This window comes from Paenibacillus auburnensis (assembly GCF_927798115.1).
GTDB classification, from domain to species: Bacteria; Bacillota; Bacilli; order Paenibacillales; family Paenibacillaceae; genus Paenibacillus_AQ; species Paenibacillus_AQ auburnensis.
This window is the reverse complement of sequence record NZ_CAKMMG010000001.1, coordinates 612,492-635,342: the sequence shown is the minus strand read 5'-3', so window position 1 is coordinate 635,342 and position 22,851 is coordinate 612,492. Positions and strand designations below refer to the sequence as shown.

The window sequence follows — 22,851 nt, the reverse complement described above, 5'->3', positions numbered from 1 at the left end:
TTATAATGTACAGAATGGAAAAGCACTACCCTCTTTATTTCGCGACCCGGCCTTCAAAGAATTCCGGTGTCTTCACTGCCTCCAGATGGCCGGAGCGTGTAACTTTAGTCCGCAGGTACTTTTCATTGAAGACGGAGACATCACCCCAGAGCGGAATTCTCTTCCCGGTGTTCATCCCTGCTGCCTTCAGAGCTTCCATCTTCTTAGGATTGTTGGTAATCAGAGTTACCGGTTTGCTGCGAAGATGCTGCAGTACGCTGATCGCATCCGTATAGTCTCTGGAATCATCGGCAAAACCGAGCTCCAGATTGGCTTCCACAGTATCATAGCCTTCTTCCTGAAGAATATAGGCCATAGCTTTGCTGAACAGGCCGATCCCTCTTCCTTCATGGTTGGCCAGATAGAACAGCGCCCCGGAACCATGCTGGGCAATCATCTTCATGGACTGGCGGAGCTGGAAGCCGCAATCGCAGCGTTTGCTGCCAAAAATATCGCCGGTATGGCAGATGCTGTGCATCCGGATGAGCGCTTCGTCCGAATATTCAAAGTCACCATAGACGAGGACACTCGATTGCTGCCCGTCCGCCAGCTTCATGGAAGACAACCGCGAAATAAGCAGTTCTGTGGCCTCCTTGGAATCGCCTTGAAGCAGGTCAGCATCAGAAGCTTTGATCCAGCTGTACCATTTAAATGTAATTGTCTCTCCGTCCAGATTAACAGGCAATGTAATCGGTCCAACTAATATGTTAGTATTGTTATCGTTAGTGATCCATTTGATTTTATTCTGCAATATAGAAATGATATCCGGTTTGATCATGATTGCACCGTCCTAAATTTTAATAATTTAATTTCTTACTAGTAACTATTTGTAAGTTAGTTTATCATTGTAATATAACTTCGTCAAGTTATAATATATATTTAAATAATTATAATTACTTATTGTAAGTTTGTGATATAATGAATGCAGAGGTGATCTAAATGAATGAATTTGAGATGTGTCCACGCTTTGAGAAAGCGGTAGACGTGCTTAGCAAACGCTGGGTCGCATTGATCGTATTTGTATTGATGCAAGGCCCCCGCCGTTTCGGTGAAATCGAAAGCTGTCTCTCCAATCTCAGCGGCAAGGTTCTTTCCGACCGCTTGAAGGAAATGGAGAACGAAGGCATCATTCAACGGACAGTGTATCCTGAAATGCCAGTGCGCATTGAATATTCGCTTACCCCGAAAGGAACGGCTCTTGCTCCTATTCTGGGGGAAATCGGAAACTGGTCTACGGATTGGATTGAGCTCGGTGTGAAACAGTGACGGCCGTCCCGCTAGCAAACAAGCGCCCTTTTTGAACCGGATTCCGGATCAAATGGGCGCTTATTTGATGTTATAGACATGATAAGTATTCATTTAAATTTTTTCTGTTGAAGTCAGCAGGTAAATATAGTAATTTAAAAGCGTAATCTATTATCAATTGAGAGGTGGAGCTAACAATGGAAAAAATGTGCATGGAAATGATGATGAACATGTGTATGGAAGACATGATGGCTAAGATGAACTCAATGAAGATGTGCATGGAAATGATGTCCGAAATGAAAATGATGGACATGAACATGGACATGATGATGAAGAAAATGCAAGACTGCGATGAAATGATGACCATGTGTATGACTATGATGCGCGAAGGAATGCAAATGTCTAAGTAATCATGAATTCATAGGTTACCGTGAATCCGTTAAATTCACATTAACCGGATATTCGCAAGTCTTGGCAGAGCAGACCAACTGCATGCCATTTTTTTATATCTATTCTGCTTGTTTTATCTAATCTTGATGTACCGCTCCTGAATCTGCTTCGCTATTGTAATCCGCTCCATCTTCAGCTCCCAGATCTGCTCTTTCCACCGGTAACTGTCCTCTGAACCATCATTCTCTCTTAGCTTGTCAAACAACATCAGCAAATTACGATTAATATCATCGAACCGGTTCCATAGCTCCCGGACATTCTCTTCTCTTCTGTATTCTTCCGACGTTGCCTTAAAGTTCTTCAAAGTCTCAATGATGTCAGCCTGCCACTGTCCATCGTTAATTGCTTTGGCATAGTTTAGAAGATCCAGATAATCATCGACTGACATGTGTACCGACTCCTTAATCCATTTATACCAAGTATTATACTCGGTATTATGTATATTGCAATAGTCTCAAGGAGAAAAAAGCCATTTTGCGCAAAAAAAAAGCGGACATCTATATGCCCGCCGTGCTTTGGTCTACCTTTATGCTGGCTGCTTCATTCCGGAAAGCACCTGTAATGCTCCAATCAGTTCATCCAAACGCTCAAATCCTGCAACCACCTGATCCACAATCGTCTTTTGTTCTTCAACACTGGCAAGGATTTCCCGCGAGGCGGCCCTGGATTCCTTTGTCACCGCGGAGATGGAGTCGACTTCGCCGATGATCACACTTGAAGAGTTAGCCACATCAATAGATTTCTCCGCTGCTTCCTCTGCCTGCTTAACCACCTTCACAGCAATATTCGACAGCTCACGGAAGACCTCCTCCGATTGCTTGACTGTAGATTCACTGGACTCAATCATGAGCTTACCCTGCTCTATCTGGTTTGTCATCTGCATAACTTTTACTCTCAGATTACCTAAACGCCCGGATATTTCTTCTGCTGATTGATTCGAATGCTCTGCAAGCCTGCTCACCTGGGCGGTAACTTCATCCCAGCTCTGCCCATGACCGGCAGCACCCTCCGCCTCCAAAGCAGTATTCATTGCGAGCTGATTTGTCTCGGAAGCGATCGATTGAATCGTCTCCACAATGGAGCCAATACTGTTATTCTGTTCATTAAGCTCCTCCATCACAGATGTTATATTATTAATCATCGCACTGATTTCCAGTATACTCTGTGATAACAAGTTTACCTGCTCATTGCCTCGTTCAACGGTACGTGCTGAAGCATTCGACAGCTCGCGCATCATGCTGGAATTATCCGCTACTGTTTGAAGGGCCGTACCTGCAGCACTAATGGCTTCTGAGATATCACCGACGCTGGCTGCCTGGATTTCAATCCCTTTGGTCATCTCGGCAAAGCCCATTGTCAGTTCGCTGGTAATGTACCCCGTGGTTATCACACTCCTTTGCAGCTTCTGTTTAAAAGCTCCCATCTCTTGAATCGAGCTTCTCATTTGATCCAACAGTGTCTCCATCCGTGCATTAGCCGTTTCAGATTCCGATGTTTGTCTGAATAGATTGATGTGAAGCTGGCGAAAGAGTACGGACAGCACAAATACTACAGCCAGCGGAATAAACAGCTTTAGATTATCTCCCCATTGGTACGGAGGCGAATCAGTGACAGCAGGATGTATTCTGAAAACATTCAATTGGATGAAGCTGACTATACTGTAGACCAGCAGCGGGCCATAGGTTGGATATAATAACAGCAGCAGCGCAAACGAGAGTATCGTAATTAATTCCGGCTGCGTTAGGTTAGCATACAGGACTAGGAAGGATGAAAAGATAGCTACGAAATAAGGAATTTGCCGGGTGGCAATCTTTCTCCTAGCAGCACCGAACAGGAGTACATTCACAACTATACTTAGCGTGACTGCGATAAGTCCAGTTATCATCCCTTCCGATATCATGAGGAATATGGTGGCCAGTACAGAGATAAGTAATATAAGGTAGGCCATTATCTGATTCCGCCTGGCAATTAGATCAGTCTCAAATATACTGTAACCGGATGAGGTGCTTAATGTCTGCACTGATTGTTTGTGACGTTCCGCCGGAATTCCCATATCCATTTTCTCTCATCCCTTCATCTTTATACAAAATGCATACAATAGTATATCGGTAAAAGGAGCCTTCCTTTTTAGCTGACAAGCCGGAAGACAACAAAAAAGCAAGGACGGATGTAATGGATCCGCCCTTGCTTTACGTTATTTTATGAACTTCTGATGATGAATTACATTAATTTCTTAATATCATCCTTGATCTGTTCGGATTGGGGTCCAAATACAATTTGCACTGCACCTTGACCCAGTCTCATCACCCCGGATGCGCCAAGCTGCTTCAGTGCGGCATCCTTGACTGCTTTTTCATCTTTCACATTCAACCGCAGTCGTGTGATACAGGCATCAATGGTACGGATGTTGGAGGGTCCACCGATATTTTCCAGTATCTTTGCGGCTCTTGATGATGAGTTTCCGCTGGTTCCGCCAACGCTAACTTCTTCAAATGTATCGTCCATATCATCTTCGCGTCCTGGTGTTTTCAGGTTAAACTTCACGATAATGAAGCGGAACAGCACATAATAGAGTACGAAGAAAGCAAGACCAACAGGGATAAGCATCCATGCATTAGTAGACTGCTTCATATTCAGGAGGTAGTCCAGCAGACCGGCTGAGAACCCAAAACCGAGTTTGACCTCAAGCACGTACATCAGCAGACCTGCCAGACCTGTGAGAACGGCATGCACCAGATAGAGCAGCGGCGCCACGAACATGAAGGAGAATTCCAGGGGTTCGGTAATCCCTGTCAGGAAGGAAGCGATCGCCGAGCCGATGAAGATAGATGCTACCAGCTTACGTTTATCAGGCTTGGCGGTATGGATGAATGCCAAGGCTGCACCAGGCAATGCGAACATCATAATCGGGAAGAAGCCTGTCATGAACATCCCGGCTGTTTTGTCTCCGGCGAAGAAGCGGGTGAGGTCACCATGTACGACTTCTCCTGCAGCATTGGTGAAGTCACCGATCTGGAACCAGGCAATTGTATTAATGACATGGTGCAGGCCGATTGGAATCAGCAAACGGTTGGCCGTACCAAATACGAATGCGCCGATTGCCCCAAGGCTTACAACCCAGTTTCCGAAATCACTGATAACGTCCTGAACTGGACTCCAGATCATTCCGATAAATACGGCGAGGACCATAGTGGAAGCTGCTGTGATAATCGGGACGAAACGTTTGCCGGCAAAGAATCCAAGCCAATCAGGCATTTTGACACCGTGGTATTTCTCGTAAAGGAATGCTGCCCACGCACCGGCAAAGATCCCGCCAAGCACACCCATGTTCAGCACTACATCATCATTAATGAAGGAAAATTGCAAGGGAACAATCTTCAGCACATTAGTGAGCACCATGTAAGCAATCAGCGCTGACAAGGCAGCAACAGCATCACCGGCAAATCCGATGGCTACCCCAATCGCGAAAATCAAGGCCAAATTCGAGAAGATGGCCCCTGCGCCGGCATTAAGGAAAGGTCCAACATACTGATTCAAAAATCCACCAACGGCACTCCCCAAATGGAAGTCCTTTTCGTAGTCAATTAATCCGAATCCCTGCAAAATAGCTGCCGCAGGCAAGGTTGCTACCGGAAGCATCAGAGACTTGCCTAACTTTTGTAAAAAAGCCAACATAATTAAATCATCTCCTCAATTTCATAATAGGTAAAGTTCTATGTGCTATTACTGTGTGGCTACTTTTAGAACCAGATCCGATCCCGCTGTAACCTGCCCGTATAGGCATTCAACCTCTGGCGGAGTTTCCTCCATGCTCGTTACGATGACCGGCGAGATTGCGGATAACCCCGCAGATCGTATAGCCTCCAGATCAAATTCAATTAAAATCTGACCGGCTTTTACAGTGTCTCCGGTAGCCACATGACTCTGAAATCCGCTGCCCTTCAGGCTGACCGTATCGATCCCGATATGCAGCAGCAGCTGCAAACCGGAAGCGTGTTCAAGAATTAATGCATGACCTGATTTCACAATATGGGCGACTTTACCGTCAAAAGGCGCCAATAGCTTGCCTTCCGCAGGCTCTATAGCGAGTCCTTTACCCATATGCCCTCCGGCAAAGGTCTCATCGGGAACTTCATTTAACGGCACAGCCTGCCCGCTGATAGGCGCTGCAATTTCGATTATATGTCCAGTACGCTGCTCTTCTTTTTTGGATCTCCATTTGGAAAACATCCGCACCACTCCTCCCGGGCTGCTATTGATTATTTTTGTTTAAAGTCTGGAATAGCCGGTGCAAGTGCATGGCCAGGAAGCATAACTCCTCTTCCGGTACCTCTACGTCAAGTTTGCTCTGCATGACTTTTCCGAGTTTTTGCGCCAGCTTATATTCCGCTTTAAATTCTTTTTTAATATGCTTCACGAACGGGTTGTCAATGAGCGATCCTTGTAAAATCCGTTCCAGGCTAAACCTCAGATGGATCATCAGCCGCACATGGTTCATACTGCCTTGCGCAAAAGTAATCTTACGCTCTGTCCGGATCAGATCAAGCAGTTCATTAACAATGTTCGAAGCCTTCACCACCTGGCCCACGGGTACATTACTCACCGCGGAATAGACATGATAGGTGAGAAAGCCTATCTCATCTTCAGGAATCTGCACTTTGAATTCAGCGCTGATTTTCTCTGCCGCATTGGAAGCGATCTCAAATTCTTTGGGAAACGTCATTTTGGTTTCCTGTAAAAATGGATTGATGATATCCATTCCGCTTCTCAATCGGTAGATGGTAAATTGGATATGACTCGGGAGCGCCAAATAGATTTTGTCGTTTAACTTGCCGGGAAACTGACTGGTGATATCCCCGATAATTTCATCGGTAATTTTCATAACCTTAGGATCGATGTCTTCCAGCAAAATCTGATACTGGCTCCATTCCTCCCGGTCTTCCAGGCGGAACAGCTTCTCGATCCGGTGATCATTGCTATCAATCACTCCGGCATCTTTCACTGCAAAACCGATGCCTTTGCCGATAATGACATATTCCTTGCCGTTCTTGCTTCCCTGGACCATAACCACATTATTCCCAATCACTCGCAAGACTTGAAATTGTTCGATTTCCCGCGACAAGTTCTCCCTCCTCCCCTTATATTCAAGATTTTTGCATTAAAAAGAGCCAAGAACCGTTCCATATGATTAATGGAGACAATCCTTGGCTCATGCCCTTTTACGGTAACACGCCATTCGTTTGTTGTATAAATGATCATTTATGAGACCATCATAAATCATAGCCCATATTTGAGTCAATGGTAAATTTAGAAAAGTCAAGCCGAGCCCATGTCTTATCCTTCTGCCGGTCTGATTAATCTGCACATCCGGGTTACAACATCCTGCAAGATAACCGGTTTACTCATGAAATCGGTGGCTCCAGCAGCAAGACATTTCTCCCGGTCTTCTTTCATAGTCTTGGCAGACACCGCTATGATCGGCAGCTCCGTCAGCAGCAGCTCTTCACGGATAATGGAGAGTGTGTCATAACCGTCCAGATTCGGCATCATAATATCCAGCAGGACAATATCCACCTCTGGCTGCTCTCTGACAATTTGCAGGCATTCAAAGCCGGTCTGAGCTGTAAGAATATTCATATCATAGGGAGCAAGCCCGTTCTGCAGGGCAAAAATATTACGTGAGTCATCATCAACAATCAATACAGTCCTGCCATGCAGCTTGCGATGCTCCTTCTCGAACATGATTTTCTCATTCAAAGCTGAAGCCTGCTCACTAGCTGCTGCAACAGGCGACAATGCTCCCAGCGGAATTAAAGGGATATCCGTCTCCTCCTGGAGGTAAGGGAGGTAAAGTGTAAAGGTGCTTCCTTTGCCTTCTTCACTTTGCAGTGTGATATGTCCACCCAGCAGCCGGGCCAGCTGAAGTGAAATGGACAGCCCAAGTCCTGTTCCTCCGTATTTACGGGCGGTTGTCCCGTCAGCCTGCCTGAAGGCTTCAAAAACGAGTTCACGGTTTGCTTCGGAAATACCGATACCACTGTCTATTACCGCAAAAGCCAGCATCCGCTCCTGCTGGTAATCTTGTACAGCAAAGGGATTCTCCGCACAGCTTATCTTCACTTGAACAAAGCCATGCTCTGTAAATTTAAAAGCATTGGACAGCAAATTACGTAAAATCTGATGCATCCGCATCTCGTCTGTGAAAAATAAGTCAGGTACATCCTCTTCAACCTGGACAGAAAACTCCAAGCTCCGCTTCGCCGCTGTTTTGTCAAAGTAACCTGTGAGCAGTGCCGGGAGTTCAGTGAGATTAACCGCGTCCATCTCCACCTGCATTTTGCCAGCTTCAACTTTGGAAAAATCAAGAATGTCATTAATCATGGCGAGTAAATCACTTCCGGAGGAATGAATCACCGATACATACCCTAGTTCTTCTTCGCTTAATGTATTACTGCGGTTTTCTATAAGCAGCTGGGACAGAATCAGCATACTGTTAAGCGGTGTGCGCAGTTCATGGGACATGTTAGCCAAAAATTCACTTTTATAGCGCGAGCTTAGTTCCAGCTGCTTGTTATATCTATCCAGTTCAACGGCTGCATTCTCAGCTACAGATTTCTGGATTTCAAGCTCTCTGTTCAGAACAAGCAGTTCATTCGTATGGTTCTGCAGTTCTTCTGCTTGCACTTGCAATTCCTCAGACTGCACCTGCAATTCCTCAGATTGTACCTGAAGTTCCTCATTCATCACCTGAGAATCATGATAGAGTGATTGAATCTCGCTTCGTGTGATTACAGAATTCAATGAGACGCTCATGGTCTTAAGCAGCTCTTCCAGAAGTTTCAGATGATAAGGAGCCCACTTCGTGAGTGATGCAATTTCCAGAACGGCCAACGTCTTGTTCTCAAAAATGACCGGTGCAATCACGGCAAACCGCGGTGCGGTTCTGCCGAGTCCTGAATTAATACTGATATAGTCCTCCGGCAAATTCTCAATGAACTTGACTGACTTATCCAGAGCACTCTGTCCGACAAGTCCTTCACCCGGCTGAATTCGATCTGCACCGAACGAGGCATCTTTATCGCTGCTGCCGGCATAGGCGTACATCCGCTTATATACTTCTTCTTCATGATTCAGAACATAAATAGCGCTATATTGGATCTCAAAAATTTTCGAGAGCTTATTCATAAAAATTTGACACATTACTGAAAGATCGGTTGTTTCCTGCAGTATGAGAGACATCTTAGCCAGCTGTTCCGCACTCCATTGATCCTGCTGAACCTTATCGAGCAGCCCGTTAGTCGCTTCACCAAGATCATAAACTTCATCTAAGGTTCTTACTTTTATCCGTTCAGACATGTTGCCGCCGGCGGCAATACTGTTAATGGCCTGGATCACTTGCTGTAATGGCCTTACGATGCTTGATGAGAGCAGATGTGTTATAAGGTAGGCCAACAGCGCTACTAGAGCCCACAAAATATACATCGTGTTAATGAGCTTATGATTCCCGTTCTTAAGACTCTTAATGCGTTCACTGGTAAGCGCCCGTTCTTTATCCCGAAAATAATCGGATTGTGTGCGGATTGAATCTATTATGATTTTGCCGGAATCGTCTTGAAAGAACGCAGCGACTTCTGCATCCCGGCCGTTTTTCTTGAGGTTGACCACATATTGGCCAGCCACCGTAACCCACTTTTCGATATCCGCTTTGATATTGTCCAGATTCTGCACTTGCTCCGGATTATCTGCAATCAGGGGCTTCAGTTTCGAGTAATTCACATCCCACTCGGATAGACCATCGTTAAAGGGCTCCAGATAAGTGTTGTTTCCGGTTAGCGCATACCCTCTTTGCCCTGTTTCCATGTCCAGCACATTTTTTTCTATCTGATATGTAAGCTCGTGAATCTTAATATCGTGATCGCTCAGGTAGACTGTTTCTTTCTCCAAATCAGTAATCCGATTCGAAACAATTATCAAAAACAGGCCTAACATTACTAAAATTACGATATAGCCAAGCGCGATTTTGCCTCGAATATTCAAGCTCCTAGCCTGTTTATTAAGCAAAGGTTCAACCTCCATCTGGCTTGCAAATATATACCGCCCCTCTAATTGTAAACGATGGAAAAAATATCAACAAGCTTCGCTTGCCCTCACTCAGCTTATAAGTACCCTTCAGTGCGGGGAAGCTTGTCCTTCAACTGGCGCAGGTTACTCTCCAGCCTGATGATAATATCCTCTAGCTCAAGCGGATCAATGCCTCTGACAACAGGTGCCGGTGCTGCCGCAGCTGCCTTCGATTCTGCTTTCAATTCCCGCATCTCGATCTGCTGCTCCTGCCATTTATCCATCAAATCGGCAATCGTTGCATAAAAACGTTCGTAATCCTTAATTACGCTATCCAGAAAGGTATCCACTTCCTCTGCATCGTACCCGCGCAGCTTCATACTGAACTCTTTCTCGTGAATGGTGAGTGCATCAAGTGTGATGCCGAGCTGGCTGAACAGCTTTCTTTGCTTATCCAGCCGGCGTTTCATATGTTCGTCCATGGTTGTTTCCTCCAAGCTTTATCTGTGTTTTATCGGCAGTTCTCATTATAGCAGGCTGAAAGCAGCCTGAAAATATCACTATAGTTGCAGTTTCCCGCTACAGGGCTCTGTTGATTGTCTCTCCGGTGAAAAGGGTAAGGAAAGAATACACTAACAAAAATACTCTAACTACTGAAAGGAAGAGGGTACAATGAGTCATTTAACAGATTCACAGCTGGCCAAGCTTAAAGCGGCCTTGGAGCAGCATAAACAGGAAATCGAGCAGCACTTTAAAGATAACGGCGAAGAAAACAGCCTAATTGGCGATTCGCTAAAAATGTCTACCGGTGAACTCTCCTCTGTCGACAATCACCCGGCAGATTCAGGTACGGAGACCTTTGAAAGAAGCCGGGATCTCGGGATCAACATCGCATTAAACGATGAATTGGCTGAAATCGACGCTGCGCTGCAGCGGATGGAAGACGGTACCTATGGCGTCTGCATTGTAAGTAAACAAAATATCCCTTATGAACGTCTCGAAGCCATCCCACATACCGCCTATGCGGTAGAGTATTCTCCGGAACGTTCGAACTCCGGTGAACGCCCTGTCGAGGAGCAGGTGATGACACCTCCGCCAGCCGGAGCAGGCCAGGGCCGCCAAGAGCAAAGCGGTCGCTTCGACGACGCCGGAGCATGGGACTCTGTAGAGGATTACGGCAGTGCGAGTTCCCCTGTTACTCCTCCGGGACAAGACACCGGAGAAGGGGATTCGTGAACCTAATAATTGTCTGTGACGGCTTTGTTTAATATGCCCAGGCAGCGGTCCAAATCCGTCTTCACCTGTTTTTTGTAGAGTCTGGCTTTCTCCTCCCCGTCAGCCGTAAAATGATACAGGACGATTTCCTGAAAATCGACCTTGGGATCATTCCCTTTCAGCTGTTTCGTGCGGTACAGTATCCCCTGCTGCACGAGTTCATGAAGGGCACGGTAAACCTCACTTTGGGGAGGTGAATAGCCATAGGCCTTGAAATCTCTCCGCAAGTCCTCCAGCATCTGATATCCATACCCCTTATGCTGCTCAACCTTCGTAATCAAATACACTTTAATAAATGCCCGCTGGGCAATCATAAACGCCATGGAATCCCTCCTGATTGAACTTAGGTATAGTCAGTCATATTGTATAAATACACCAAAACTATCGGCACAACTCTAGTATAAACTCTATTTACCAACTTTCATAATTTGAATATACCATGCTATTTTATTGGGACTGAGTCCACTTTTTCGGGGGTTGTTTGTAGATAGATAACACATAGTATGGAATTTGATAGTGGTATGTGGATAGGGTCATTTTAGATAAATTTCTATTGTGAATTTTTCATATGCTGTAATTTGGTTATTAGTGGGACAGGGTTTGTACCTCTATTTGTTGGTGCTCCTGTTGCTTAATGATATCTACTATTTATCGTAAAAAAAGACTGCATCCCGGGCATCAGCCCGAAAATGCAGTCTTTGTATTCGTAAAACTAATTGTATGGATTATCCTCAGTTATTCACTTACATTCCGTTACATTTTGTTACGGTTATAGAGATCCGGGTCGCTGTCAGCATTCATCGAACCCCGGTTGCCCAATGTATTTCCGACGGTAGTGTCATCCGTAATAAGGCCTGGATTCGTTGACCCGTTGTTAGCGTACAAAGAGTCATACCTGCTGGTGTTCAATGAGCGGTTGCCGCGGAAAACATCATGAATATCATGTCCTCTTCCGTTATCATCCACAAGGACTAGAATTTTACCGTTGTCGACATAACCCTCATATTCGCGTGCTTCATCTTCAGGAATGCCCATCCCGATCAGTCCGCCAACGAGTCCGCCGGCACCGGCGCCGATAGCTGCGCCTGTCAGCGTCGCCACGATCGGTCCGGCGGCAAGAATCGGCCCGATTCCCGGAATCGCCAACGCTCCGATACCGGCCAGCAGTCCGGCTACCCCGCCGACTACACCGCCTGTAGCTGCTCCGGTCGCTACTCCTTCTGGAGCCATGGTACCTGTATCATCAGAAATGTTTTTGAGTTCATCACGGTCTCTTGTGATAACCGAGATTTCATCATTACTAATCCCTTGTCTGTGCAGTCCTTCAATTGCTCTGGTCGCTTCTTGTTCCGTTTCGAAGATGCCTACGATTTTGTTAGTCACTTGAAGCCCTCCTTCGTAATTGTGGTTCGCTACATTATTACCCTATAACGGGTGAATCAAACAACGGCATGCATTCAGATGAATTTTTTTATTTGGCCGGGCGCGTCCGGTTTGTCGGTTCAGCCTGTAACGGATCATCCGGCCAATAGTGTTTGGGATAACGCCCTTTCAGATCCTTCTTCACTTCAAAATAAGTGCTCTTCCAGAAGCTGGCCAAATCGGACGTGACCTGCATCGGCCGCCGTGCCGGGGAGAGAAGGTGCAGAAGCACAGGAACCTTTCCGAGCCCAATCCGCGGTGTATCCACCTGGCCGAACATCTCCTGCAGCCTTACCGCCAGTACCGGCGTCCCCGGATTTCCGTAGTCTAATGGTATACGTGATCCGCTGGGCACAGTAATATGTGTAGGCGCTTCTTTATCCAAGGTCTGGCGGTTACTCCAATCAAGCATTCCTTCCAGCGCCTTGGATAAAGGCACCCGCTGCAGATCCCGGAGATTGCGCATTCCCTGAATATATGGCCTTAGCCACTCCTGCAGGGAGTGCAGTAGCGCTTCGTCCGATACATCCGGCCAATCTGTCCGTACGGCATGCATGAAGGCCATCCGCTGCCGCAGCTGGATAGTACCTTTATCCCACGGTAGCACTCCTAAACCTTCCGCTGAGATCACAGACAGCAGCACTTCCTCTGTCTCTTCTGCGGTGGGGCGTTCATGTGTAGTTTCCTTTAGAGCAAGAGCACCAAACAGGGTCCGCCGGCGTGCTTTGACGCTTCCGCTCTCTTTATCCCAATAGACCTCCCGTTCCTCGGTCAGGCTGTCTGCATGCTCCTTCAGCAGCTCGGCTTCCGGCAAGTCCGCAGCCAGGATAATCCGGCCCTGTCCGGCGCGGTCATCCACCCCGGCGGCTACAATATAGGGCGAGCGCGCAAGCGGCTGCCCTTCCCGCATGGCCGCCCCCCGGCCGCCAGAGAGCAGAAACGCGCCATCACCGCGTTTTTGCCCGACCCGGTCGGGATAGGCAAACGACAGCAGCAGGCCTATGCGGCTGAGGTCGCCGGGCACTTCCCCCGGCGCTGCCTGCAGCTGCGCCAGGAGGTTCCGGCTCTCGCGCTGCACCGCGCGCAAGATGGCCGGGTCCGCGCCTCCGGTGTCGCCGGAGCGCTCGTTCCTCAGCAGCGCCTCCACGCGCAGCGTGAGGTCGCTGCTCTGATTCGCGGGACCCTTGAAGAGGTCCCGCTCCTGCAGCAGCGCCGCCAGCCGGCAGGCGAGCGGCGCTTCGCCAAGAGTTGCCGCGCGCAGCAGCATATGCGCGGCACGCGGGTGCGCGCCAAGCGCGGCCATGCTGCGGCCGTGCGGCGTGATGGCGCCGCCGGCGTCAAGCGCGCCTAGCTGGCACAGCAGCGCCACGCCCTGCGCGTATGGCGCGGCAGGCGGCGCGTCCAGCCAGGGCAGCGCGGCAGGATCGCGCACGCCCCATAGCGCCAGCTCCAGGGCGAGCTGCGCCAGGTCGGTTTCCATGATTTCCGGCACATTGTCATCCGGAAGACGGGTATGCTCCTCCCTGCTCCACAGCCTGTAGCAGACACCCGGTGCCGTCCGGCCCGCACGGCCGCGCCGCTGGTCGGCGGACGCCTTGGATACCGGCACCGTCGTCAGCCGCGGCATGCCAGTACGCGGCGAGAATACCTGGGTGCGCCTTAGGCCGGTATCAATTACCGTACGCACCCCTTCGATCGTTAAGCTCGTTTCGGCGATGGATGTCGCCAGCACGACTTTGCGTTCGCCGGGTACAGCCGCGGCCACCGCAGCATCCTGCATCGCCTGCGGAAGCTGGCCGTACAGCGGCCGCACAACCGTTCCCGCCGGAAGCCGGCTCCCTTCAAGCTCGCGTTCGGTCCGGCGGATCTCCCGTTCACCGGGGAGAAACACAAGCACATCCCCGGGCTGCTCAGTGAGTGCGCGCAAGACAGCCGCTGCAGCGGATTGCTCAAGCTGAGTATCTCGCTGTGGGGGAGCATAGAACGTCTCCACCGGATAGGTCCGGCCCGGACAATCCACCACGGCAGCACCGCCCAGCAGCGCCGAGACACGCTCACCGTCCAGTGTAGCCGACATGATCAGAATCCGCAGGTCCTCACGCAGAACGGACTGTGCCTCAAGTGTCAGCGCCAGCCCCAAATCGGCATGGAGGCTACGCTCATGAAATTCATCAAAGATAACAAGCCCGACATCCCCAAGGGAAGGATCACTCTGCAGCATCCGAGTCAGCACGCCTTCAGTCACCACAACAATCCGCGTCTGCTTGCCTACCTTACTGTCCATTCTCATCCGGTAACCGACCGTCTGTCCCACTTGTTCCCCGAGGCAAGCAGCCATGTACACAGCCGCTGACCGGGCGGCGAGCCGTCTGGGCTCTAGCATCAGAATCGTTTTGCCGTCCATCCAGGGCTCGTCTAGAAAAGCCGGAGGCGTACCGGTGGTTTTCCCTGCTCCGGGTTCGGCGATCAGCACGGCGGCTTTACTGCTTTCTAGTATTTTTTTCAGGTCAGGGAGCACCTGCATAATTGGAAGCTGCTTCATTATTTCTCTCCATAACTGTTATAGTCTCAGGAACATTTGGACACTCTGTCTCCAAACTCTTCACTTCATAATCATGGGCGAAATTGCGCTGGATTTCAAGATGCTGTTATTCCACATAAAAAAGCATTCAATCCGCATGGATCGAATGCTTTATACAACTCTATTTTTCATCATTCAATAACTGCTGCCGGACTTGTTCGCCATATTCTGTGAAGACGCTGCTGCTCTCCAAACCGCGTTCACGCAGCAGCTCCTGCAGCCTCATCCGTTTTGCAGTCAATTTTGTGCGAAGCGACTTCATCTCACTACTTCCGGTATCCCCGCTGCTGTGGCATGCCGCAAGCAATCCTTCCAGTGTTACACATTCGCCCCGCAGGATGATTTCTTCCGGCAGAATACCGGCGTTTTTCATAATTTTGAACGACATCCGCAGATCTTCAGGAACTCCGGACAGGTCCTCCAGCTCCAGCGGCTTCCCATGGCCCGGCAAATCTTCAAATTCACCGTTCCTCATCGCTTCCTGGATCCGCTGTTCCGCCAGCCATGACAGGTTTGCCATGTTCAACACTCCTTCATCGTTTACAGTCCAGCCGAAGCTTGACTGAGCATCCCTGCGAAGAGCTCATAATTAACAGGTTTGCCTTCCAATAATTTGGCTGTAATCCGTTCCGGTTTACCGGGCTCAAACACTCCCTCCGGAACTTCGAGCTCCGCCGCATTAAAGATCGTAAAGGTGACCCATCCCTTAGCTGTTGTAATCACCGCCGCATATTTCCCGTTCTTGAGAAAATGCGGTTTGCCGTATTGCATCCGTTCCTGCACTTCAGGGATGGACTCATGAATCAGCTGGCGGAGTTTATTGCAGATTTCAGTTTGCCAGGGCAGTTTGACACTGTTAATAAAATCTGTAACCTGTTCATTCATGGGATCACCTTTTCTCCATAGTATATGATGATTTACATCCTACTGCCTGGCTGCGGCGGCGATATCACGGCTCTCCAGAATCTCCCGGTCAAACCCCTGGCTGGCTACATGAATCATGGCTTGTCCGATCTCCCGTAGTGTAACCGCATAGTTAGGAAACAGCAACCGGAGCAGGGGATACAGCCATTGTATTGCATAGTAATACTTGTGGGTCCGGGTCAGTCCCGGTGTAGGACGGATAAATGCCGGACGGAAAAAATATGTTCTGGCAAAAGGCAGCTTGTTCAGCGCATTCTCCGTCTTCCCCTTGACTCTGGCCCACATGCTGCGCCCCTGCTCTGTACGGTCCGTTCCGGAGGCAGTCACATAACAGAAGACCATTCCCGGATTCTGCTCCGCAAAAACCCTTGCCATATATAACGTGAGATCATGCGTCAATCGGGTATATGCTGCCTCGCTCACTCCTGCCAAGGTGGATCCCAGACAAAAAAAGCAGGCATTATATCCTCGCAGCTGCTCCTCAAAGCCGGAAAGTTCAAAAAAATCTGTAAGCAGAATTTCAGTCAGCTTGTGATGGGTAATCCCGCAGGTTCTCCGGTTTATAACCAAAACCTCTTCGACATACGGATGAGCCAGGCATTCATGCAGCACACCTTCGCCAACCATTCCTGTTGATCCGGTTATTAGCACGCGAATTGCTTGAGCTGTTGATGTTGGCCGGGTAGACATGATATCGTTCCTACTTTCTGCTTCAGGCTATGCAGAGATTTTACCATATCTTGTATCTTTTACAACCCTATATAGACGCGAAGCAGCCCTACTCCTGATCTAAGACCGCAGAGTAAGGCTGCCAGCTATAAATGCAGTATAAAATTCTCGTTGCTGGGTTTTAACAGATTAACTTAATAGCGATTCTGCACCGTCAATCACGATTTGCGCTCCGGTGATATGAATCGATTCATCGGAAGCAAGGAAGGAGACGAGATCAGCGACATTCTCCGCTTTACCCGGCCCGTCCGCGAGCGGCTGGGCACCTTCCGGGAACTCAATCGGGATGACGATTTCCTCCACATCCTCATTGAACTCCGTCGTTTCATCGATATTCGTTGAAATCGCACCCGGACAGATTACGTTGACGCGGATTTTGAACTTCGCCAGCTCCAGCGCGGCCATCTTGGCAAATGCCACCTGTCCCGCTTTGGTAGTGCTGTAGGGCGACCAGCCGAAGCTGGTAAACCGCGTGTTTCCGTTGATCGAGCTCGTAATGATGATACTCCCTTTGCCCTTATCCTTAAGGTGGGGAATAGTATATTTGAGCGTCAGAAATGTTCCGGTCAGATTGACCGACATCGTACGCTCCCAATCGCTTAGACTGAGCTCCTCGATCGGCCCGACTGCTCCGTTAATCCCTGCATTGGCAAACACAACATCCAGACTGCCGAAATGCTCGATGGTTCTCCGTACTGCTTCTTCCATCCGCTCAGCATCGGAAGTATCGACATCAATCGCCAGTGCACAGTCCTTGCGCAGCTTATTCAGCTTCTGCTCAAGTACGGAGGTACGTTCATTCACCAGGTCAAAAAGAGCTACATTGGCGCCTTCACGCGCCATCTGGATGGCCGTCGCCCGGCCGATCCCCGAGCCCGCACCTGTAATTATGGCTGTTTTTCCGATAAACCGCTGTTTTTTAGCTATATTTGGGCTCACATGTACACTCTCCTTCCACATCGTCCATATTCATGGCTCTGTTTCAAGATTACCCAAATGTACCTTGTTTATAATCACTTTGTGCAAAAGTTGCACAAAAATGAGACTATTATTTTTTATTAGTGAAGATGAGTGTTATTACCGTGCCTTTTCCTTTAATGATCACATTATTCCTCCCGTATTCCAAAAATATAAACCCATAATCTGCTTGAGAGTTACAGCTATCTCTGATCCAGCACAAACAGCGCACACCCATGAATTCAGGCACGCGCTGTATTCATTCTATTCTGTACTAACCCTTCTAATTCTCCAGCTTGCGAACATCGACTTTGACCGTCAGCGTCCCGGATACACCACGGTATACGCCTTTTACCGGCACGATATCCTTGTAATCCCGGCCATGCCCGAGCTTAATGTACCGCCAGTTCACTTCCACGTTGTTCGTCGGATCAAAGCCCAGCCATCCCGTCCCGGGAATATGCGTCTCCACCCAGGCATGTGAGGCTTGCTCGAAATCCGCATTTCCGCCCTGCAGGTCACCGACAAAATGGTAGCCGCTGACGTATCTGGAAGGCAATCCGACACTGCGGCAGACCGCAATCATCAAATGCGCATAGTCCTGACAGACCCCGCGCTTAAGCTTTAGTGCTTTTTTGACCGTGGTATTTACACTCGTAGCCTCGGGATCATAGGTAAACTGTTCATAGATTGTAGAGGATAGCTTCTTGGTCCATTCATACATATCGTCCGCTTCGTCAAAAGGATGCTGTGAAGCAAACTCAACCAGTTCCGGCGTTACTTCCGTGTAGCGTGTCGGCAAAATAAACTCAATATACCGGTTCTGGAACTTCTCATCATTCAGCAGCCTGACCTGCTCTTCCAGCGGAAGATGCGGCAGATCAGTACCCTGCGCTTTATCAAGCGTAACAACTGTCGCCTTGGTATGAATAATCATCTCCGTGTGCGGCTTATTCACAGAATAGGCATGCACCCGGTTACCGAAAAAATCCTCATAGGTCAGCAGGTTAGCGGCTGGAGTTACCTCTACCTCGTGATGATAACAGGACTGCCGGTAGTTTGTGCGCGGAGTCAGCCTGACTTCATTGACACTGTCCGTAACCGGTTCGGGATACGTGTAGGTTGTTGTATGGTTGATCTGTATTTTCATACACGTACTCCTTCACGCCGAAAAAAAGCGCCCTCCATCGTTTTCCCTAATCTTTGGCAGGAAATCTTCAGCGAATTCAGCACATCATCGACAAGATCGCCGGACATTTCTTCTTTTTCCATATAATCGAGATCAGCTTTGATCTTACCGGCCTGGCGGATTACCTTCTCATGTCCTGAACCCTTCTCGGAGCTATCCAGCTCAAGTTTGGCTAAATGCTCCTCCAGTTTATGGAACGAGAAGCGGATCGAACGCGGGAAATAGGCATTTACAATCAGGAACTCCAGAATGCATTCCGGTGACATATCATCCGCATAATAACGCCGAAAAGCCTGGTAGCCGCTCACGGATTTCAACACTGCCTGCAGCTGGGTGTATATAGAGTTGATCTCCTTGGATTTGCAGGATACAGTTACGGCCTGCAGAATCCGCGTCGTATTCTCGGCCCGTTCGAGGAACCGTCCGCTTTCAATAAAATGCCATTCGTTGCCTCTCAGCATCACTGACTGCTCTGCCCCCAGGAACATTGCCGTGCGCTCCTTGACTTGCTGATAGAACTGATGCGGACCGCTCATGATATCTGCCACGGACTGTTCCCCAAGCCAGAGATTGAAGCCGTTGGCAATATCCCAGAGCTCGCTCGGCAGATGCTGGCGCAGCGTACGCAGATTATTCCGGGCTTGATGCACGCATGAAAATAAGGAATTAGCATTGCCGAGGTCCAGCGTGATAAAGGATAATACATCTTGTTCAGCAAAGCTCTCGAATTGCTGCAGGTATTCATTTCTGACTCCGAGGGCATCGATCAGCCGTGACCACTTATGACCCTCCGCCTGGAAATCCTCTTCCTGCTGAATGTGATAATGAACATCGATTAGCCGCGCATGATTCTCCGCCCGTTCAATATAACGGCCAATCCAAAACAAAGCTTCCGCATTGCGATTCAGCATCGTTACCACTCCTCCACCTAACCCATATTGATGCCGCACTTTGTTAATTCATAAGCTTAATCTCCGGCCCTATGCCATAACCCAGGTGTCCTTGACCCCGCCGCCTTGAGAAGAGTTGACGACCAGCGAGCCTTCTTTCATGGCTACCCGTGTCAGTCCGCCTGGAATGACATGTGGCTTACGGTCCGCCCCCATCAGCACGAATGCCCTCAGGTCGATATGACGCGGTGCCATCGTTGCGCCGGACAGCACAGGTGCTCTCGATAATGACATAATCGGCTGGGCAATATATCGGGCCGGATCAGCCAGGATTTTCAGCCGGAAGTCCACCAGCTCTTCCTTTGTGGCCTCGCTTCCGATCAGCATGCCGTATCCGCCGGACAACGAGGTTTCCTTGACCACCATCTCGGACAGATTATCAAGCACATACTGGCGTTCCTGCGGCCGAGACAGGAGATAGGTGGGCACGTTGCCCAGAATCGGTTCCTCATTAAGGTAATAACGGATCATATCCGGAACATAGACGTACATAGCTTTGTCATCGGCGACTCCCGTTCCCGGTGCGTTAGCGATGGCGATGTTGCCTGCCCGGTAAGCATTCATCAGACCGGCGACACCCAGAAGGGAACTTGGCTGGAAGGCGAGCGGATCGATAAAATCATCATCCAAACGGCGGTACAGCACATCCACCCGGCGCAAGCCGTTCATTTCCTTTAAATAGATCTTGTGATCCTGTGCTACCAGATCGCGTCCTTCTACCAGATGAATGCCCATTTGCTGTGCCAGATAAGCATGTTCATAGTAAGCTGAGTTATATTCCCCGGGCGTTAAGAGCGCGATCACCGGATCTTTTGTCCGCGACGGGGACAGGCTGCGCAATACAGAGAGGAAACGGTTCAAGCTGTGATCCACATCCCTAATCGAACTGGCAAAAGATAATTCCGGGAACAGCTGATTCATGAGCGATCTGCCTTTAAATAAGTAGGAAAAGCCTGAAGGAGTCCGCAGATTGTCTTCAAGCACGTAATATTCCCCGTCATGATGGCGGATCAGGTCAATGCCGGATGTGGTGACATAAGCTCCGCCAGGAACTCTGAGTCCCGCCATTTCCGGACGGAAATATACATTGGAGATGATCATTCGCCGCGGTACAATGCCGTCCTTTACAATGTATTGCTCATGGTAGATATCATGTATGAATAAATTTAGAGCCGTAATCCGCTGGACGATTCCAGCCTCGAGTCTTTCCCATTCGCCCTTCGGAATGATCCGCGGAATCATATCGAAGGGAATCGTACGCTCCATCGGTTGATCCTGAGCCGGATTGTACAGTGTAAAGGTAATTCCCTCTTCCATCATCCGACGCTGCATCAGTCTTTGCTTACCCTGCAGCTCTTCGGGGCTCATTCCGGAAAACATGCGGTTAACATGTTTATAATGAGGCCGGATACTCTGTTCATCAGCATACATTTCATCAAAAAAATGCTGCAGCGGATACGGGGAAATACCGGGCAAAGGATCTAGTTTGGACATGAGCCCGACTCCTTTCGGATCATCAAAATGTGTGAAGTTTGTTGACAAGAAACCTTATATTTAAAGAATTTTCCGTGAAAATATAAAATACTACTTTAATAATACGTAAATGCTAATCTTTATGTCAATATATATAACAGCAAAATGGAATCTGTGAACCATCTCGCCTAATTGGAATCGCTTCCTTTCTCACACGTTACTTGGAGGGAGCTGAAATGTAAATTCTACATTGAATTGTATGCAGGAGCGTTGACAAGCAGTACTATTATGAATTTTTCATATGTTGTATTTTTAAGGTATCTGTTAATAAATTGCCTGAATCGCTGTTTCTTCTATTAAAAGCGCGGGTCGCGGCTGTCCCATCAACCGCAAAAAGGCCCGTTCTCCAGATAAAACTGGATACGGGCCTTTTGATGTTCGTTATAAGGTTGGTTATGCTGAATCCTGATGTCTTATAGATACTAATTTATGAGGAGAAACTGTTTACTCCTGCTCTTCAGCCTGCTCTTCCTCGCTGATCATCCCTGCGAATAGGGCATGCACGAATTGGCTAGAATCAAAGGTCTGCAGATCCTCCATCTTTTCACCGAGCCCGACAAGCTTCACCGGCAAATTCATTTCCTGGCGGATGGCTACGACAATACCGCCTTTGGCGGTGCCGTCCAGTTTTGTAAGCACGAGTCCGGTTACACCGCTTTTTTCGCCAAACAGCTTGGCCTGGCTTAACGCATTCTGCCCGGTAGTCGCATCCAGCACCATCAGCACCTCATGTGGCGCACTCGGAATTTCACGCTGAATGACCCGGAAAATCTTGTTCAGCTCTTCCATCAGATTGCTCTTATTCTGCAGTCTGCCTGCTGTATCGCAGATCAGCACATCCACGTTCCGCTGCTTCGCAGCCTGTACCGCATCGAACATCACCGCTGCCGGGTCGGACCCCGCCTGCTGTTTAATAACGTCTACACCGGCCCGCTGGCCCCAGACTTCCAGCTGCTCAATCGCTCCGGCACGGAATGTATCGCCTGCAGCCAGGAGAACCTTTTTACCTTCTTGTTTGTAGCGGTGCGCCAGCTTACCGATTGTTGTCGTCTTGCCGACACCGTTGACTCCAACAAACAAAATAACGGTGATGCCGTCAGGATTCTCCTTCAGGCTATTGTCGTCATCACCGCGCAGCAGCTCCATCAGCTTGCGGGAGAGAATCGGCTGCAGCTCCGCTGCATCCTCGATTCGCTTCTGCTTCACTTCGGCACGCAGCTCTTCAACGAGCGTCATTACCGTGTTTACGCCTACGTCTGCACCGATAAGAATTTCTTCCAGTTCCTCATAGAATTCTTCATCTATCTTTTTGCGGCGGATGATCAGATCTGAGACCTTCTCGACGAAGCCCTTGCGGGTCTTCTCCAGCCCGTCGCGGAAGCTTTTGGTCACACTTTCCGTTTTACCGGAAATGCTTTCTTTCAATTTTTTAAAAAAGCTCATATGGTTCCTCCTCAATTATGGGATTAGTCGTGACTCCAGAGAATATTTGGACT

The 22,851-nt window shown here is 48.8% G+C and carries 22 protein-coding genes; 3 read left to right on the top strand and 19 right to left on the bottom strand.

The genetic code is table 11. From position 1 onward, the window contains the following. Positions 1-34: 34 nt before the first annotated feature. Complete coding sequence (locus L6H70_RS02925) at positions 35-817, bottom strand: GTP cyclohydrolase II (protein ID WP_236329600.1); 783 nt, start codon at positions 815-817, stop codon at positions 35-37. A gap of 161 nt (positions 818-978) precedes the next feature. Between L6H70_RS02925 and L6H70_RS02920 the strand changes: the two genes are divergently transcribed. Both L6H70_RS02920 and L6H70_RS02915 read left to right on the top strand, forming a co-directional pair. Further along, a complete protein-coding gene (locus tag L6H70_RS02920) occupies positions 979-1,305 on the top strand; it encodes a winged helix-turn-helix transcriptional regulator (protein WP_054940433.1) in 327 nt (108 codons plus the stop codon). A gap of 236 nt (positions 1,306-1,541) precedes the next feature. Then, positions 1,542-1,694 (top strand): hypothetical protein, encoded by a 153-nt coding sequence (locus L6H70_RS02915; protein WP_423802765.1) that lies wholly within the window; start codon positions 1,542-1,544, stop codon positions 1,692-1,694. A gap of 113 nt (positions 1,695-1,807) precedes the next feature. Here L6H70_RS02915 and L6H70_RS02910 read toward each other — a convergent pair whose 3' ends face one another. From L6H70_RS02910 to L6H70_RS02880, 7 genes are all read right to left on the bottom strand, one after another. Next, a complete protein-coding gene (locus L6H70_RS02910) occupies positions 1,808-2,122 on the bottom strand; it encodes a hypothetical protein (RefSeq protein WP_236329596.1) in 315 nt (104 codons plus the stop codon). Between the two features lie 138 nt (positions 2,123-2,260). Beyond that, entirely contained in the window at positions 2,261-3,682 is a 1,422-nt protein-coding gene (locus tag L6H70_RS02905) for a methyl-accepting chemotaxis protein (protein ID WP_236329594.1), read from the bottom strand. Positions 3,683-3,954: 272 nt separating this feature from the next. Continuing rightward, positions 3,955-5,409 (bottom strand): N-acetylglucosamine-specific PTS transporter subunit IIBC, encoded by a 1,455-nt coding sequence (gene nagE, locus L6H70_RS02900; RefSeq protein ID WP_236329592.1) that lies wholly within the window; start codon positions 5,407-5,409, stop codon positions 3,955-3,957. 48 nt (positions 5,410-5,457) lie between these two features. Further along, positions 5,458-5,964 carry a PTS sugar transporter subunit IIA gene (locus L6H70_RS02895; RefSeq protein WP_236329590.1) on the bottom strand — a complete coding sequence of 169 codons (507 nt, stop codon included), beginning with the start codon at positions 5,962-5,964 and terminating at the stop codon, positions 5,458-5,460. A 22-nt stretch (positions 5,965-5,986) separates the two neighbouring features. Continuing rightward, positions 5,987-6,856, bottom strand: coding sequence for a PRD domain-containing protein (locus L6H70_RS02890; protein ID WP_236329588.1), 870 nt, complete (start codon positions 6,854-6,856; stop codon positions 5,987-5,989). Positions 6,857-7,068: 212 nt separating this feature from the next. After that, positions 7,069-9,678: a CHASE3 domain-containing protein gene (locus L6H70_RS02885; protein WP_236329586.1), complete on the bottom strand. Its 2,610-nt coding sequence runs from the start codon at positions 9,676-9,678 to the stop codon at positions 7,069-7,071. Positions 9,679-9,890: 212 nt separating this feature from the next. Next, complete coding sequence (locus L6H70_RS02880) at positions 9,891-10,277, bottom strand: DivIVA domain-containing protein (RefSeq protein WP_236329584.1); 387 nt, start codon at positions 10,275-10,277, stop codon at positions 9,891-9,893. Positions 10,278-10,467: 190 nt separating this feature from the next. On the opposite strand from L6H70_RS02880, the gene L6H70_RS02875 reads away from it, so the two are divergent. Beyond that, entirely contained in the window at positions 10,468-11,031 is a 564-nt protein-coding gene (locus L6H70_RS02875) for a TraR/DksA C4-type zinc finger protein (protein WP_236329583.1), read from the top strand. A 2-nt stretch (positions 11,032-11,033) separates the two neighbouring features. Here the strand turns inward: L6H70_RS02875 and L6H70_RS02870 are convergent, their stop codons facing one another. The 11 genes from L6H70_RS02870 to ftsY form a co-directional block, all read right to left on the bottom strand. Continuing rightward, a complete protein-coding gene (locus L6H70_RS02870; RefSeq protein WP_236329582.1) occupies positions 11,034-11,393 on the bottom strand; it encodes a replication termination protein in 360 nt (119 codons plus the stop codon). 430 nt (positions 11,394-11,823) lie between these two features. After that, positions 11,824-12,453 carry a general stress protein gene (locus L6H70_RS02865; RefSeq protein ID WP_236329580.1) on the bottom strand — a complete coding sequence of 210 codons (630 nt, stop codon included), beginning with the start codon at positions 12,451-12,453 and terminating at the stop codon, positions 11,824-11,826. A gap of 88 nt (positions 12,454-12,541) precedes the next feature. After that, complete coding sequence (gene hrpB, locus L6H70_RS02860; RefSeq protein ID WP_236329577.1) at positions 12,542-15,034, bottom strand: ATP-dependent helicase HrpB; 2,493 nt, start codon at positions 15,032-15,034, stop codon at positions 12,542-12,544. A gap of 160 nt (positions 15,035-15,194) precedes the next feature. Next, positions 15,195-15,593: a DnaJ family domain-containing protein gene (locus tag L6H70_RS02855; RefSeq protein WP_236329574.1), complete on the bottom strand. Its 399-nt coding sequence runs from the start codon at positions 15,591-15,593 to the stop codon at positions 15,195-15,197. A gap of 20 nt (positions 15,594-15,613) precedes the next feature. Further along, complete coding sequence (locus tag L6H70_RS02850; RefSeq protein ID WP_236329572.1) at positions 15,614-15,958, bottom strand: DUF1801 domain-containing protein; 345 nt, start codon at positions 15,956-15,958, stop codon at positions 15,614-15,616. 39 nt (positions 15,959-15,997) lie between these two features. Continuing rightward, positions 15,998-16,687: an NAD-dependent epimerase/dehydratase family protein gene (locus L6H70_RS02845; RefSeq protein WP_236329570.1), complete on the bottom strand. Its 690-nt coding sequence runs from the start codon at positions 16,685-16,687 to the stop codon at positions 15,998-16,000. A gap of 168 nt (positions 16,688-16,855) precedes the next feature. Continuing rightward, the gene (locus L6H70_RS02840; RefSeq protein WP_236329569.1) at positions 16,856-17,686 is read right to left on the bottom strand and encodes an SDR family oxidoreductase; all 831 of its coding nucleotides are present in this window, start codon (positions 17,684-17,686) and stop codon (positions 16,856-16,858) included. 280 nt (positions 17,687-17,966) lie between these two features. Beyond that, entirely contained in the window at positions 17,967-18,833 is an 867-nt protein-coding gene (locus L6H70_RS02835; RefSeq protein WP_236329567.1) for a transglutaminase family protein, read from the bottom strand. Then, on the bottom strand, positions 18,830-19,783 hold the full coding sequence (locus L6H70_RS02830) for an alpha-E domain-containing protein (protein ID WP_236329565.1): 954 nt from the start codon (positions 19,781-19,783) through the stop codon (positions 18,830-18,832). Before L6H70_RS02830 ends, L6H70_RS02835 begins: the two co-directional genes overlap by 4 nt. A 69-nt stretch (positions 19,784-19,852) precedes the next feature. Next, the gene (locus L6H70_RS02825; RefSeq protein WP_236329563.1) at positions 19,853-21,316 is read right to left on the bottom strand and encodes a circularly permuted type 2 ATP-grasp protein; all 1,464 of its coding nucleotides are present in this window, start codon (positions 21,314-21,316) and stop codon (positions 19,853-19,855) included. 483 nt (positions 21,317-21,799) lie between these two features. Further along, positions 21,800-22,798, bottom strand: a complete 999-nt coding sequence (gene ftsY / locus L6H70_RS02820; RefSeq protein ID WP_236329561.1) for a signal recognition particle-docking protein FtsY — start codon at positions 22,796-22,798, stop codon at positions 21,800-21,802. Positions 22,799-22,851: the final 53 nt, after the last annotated feature.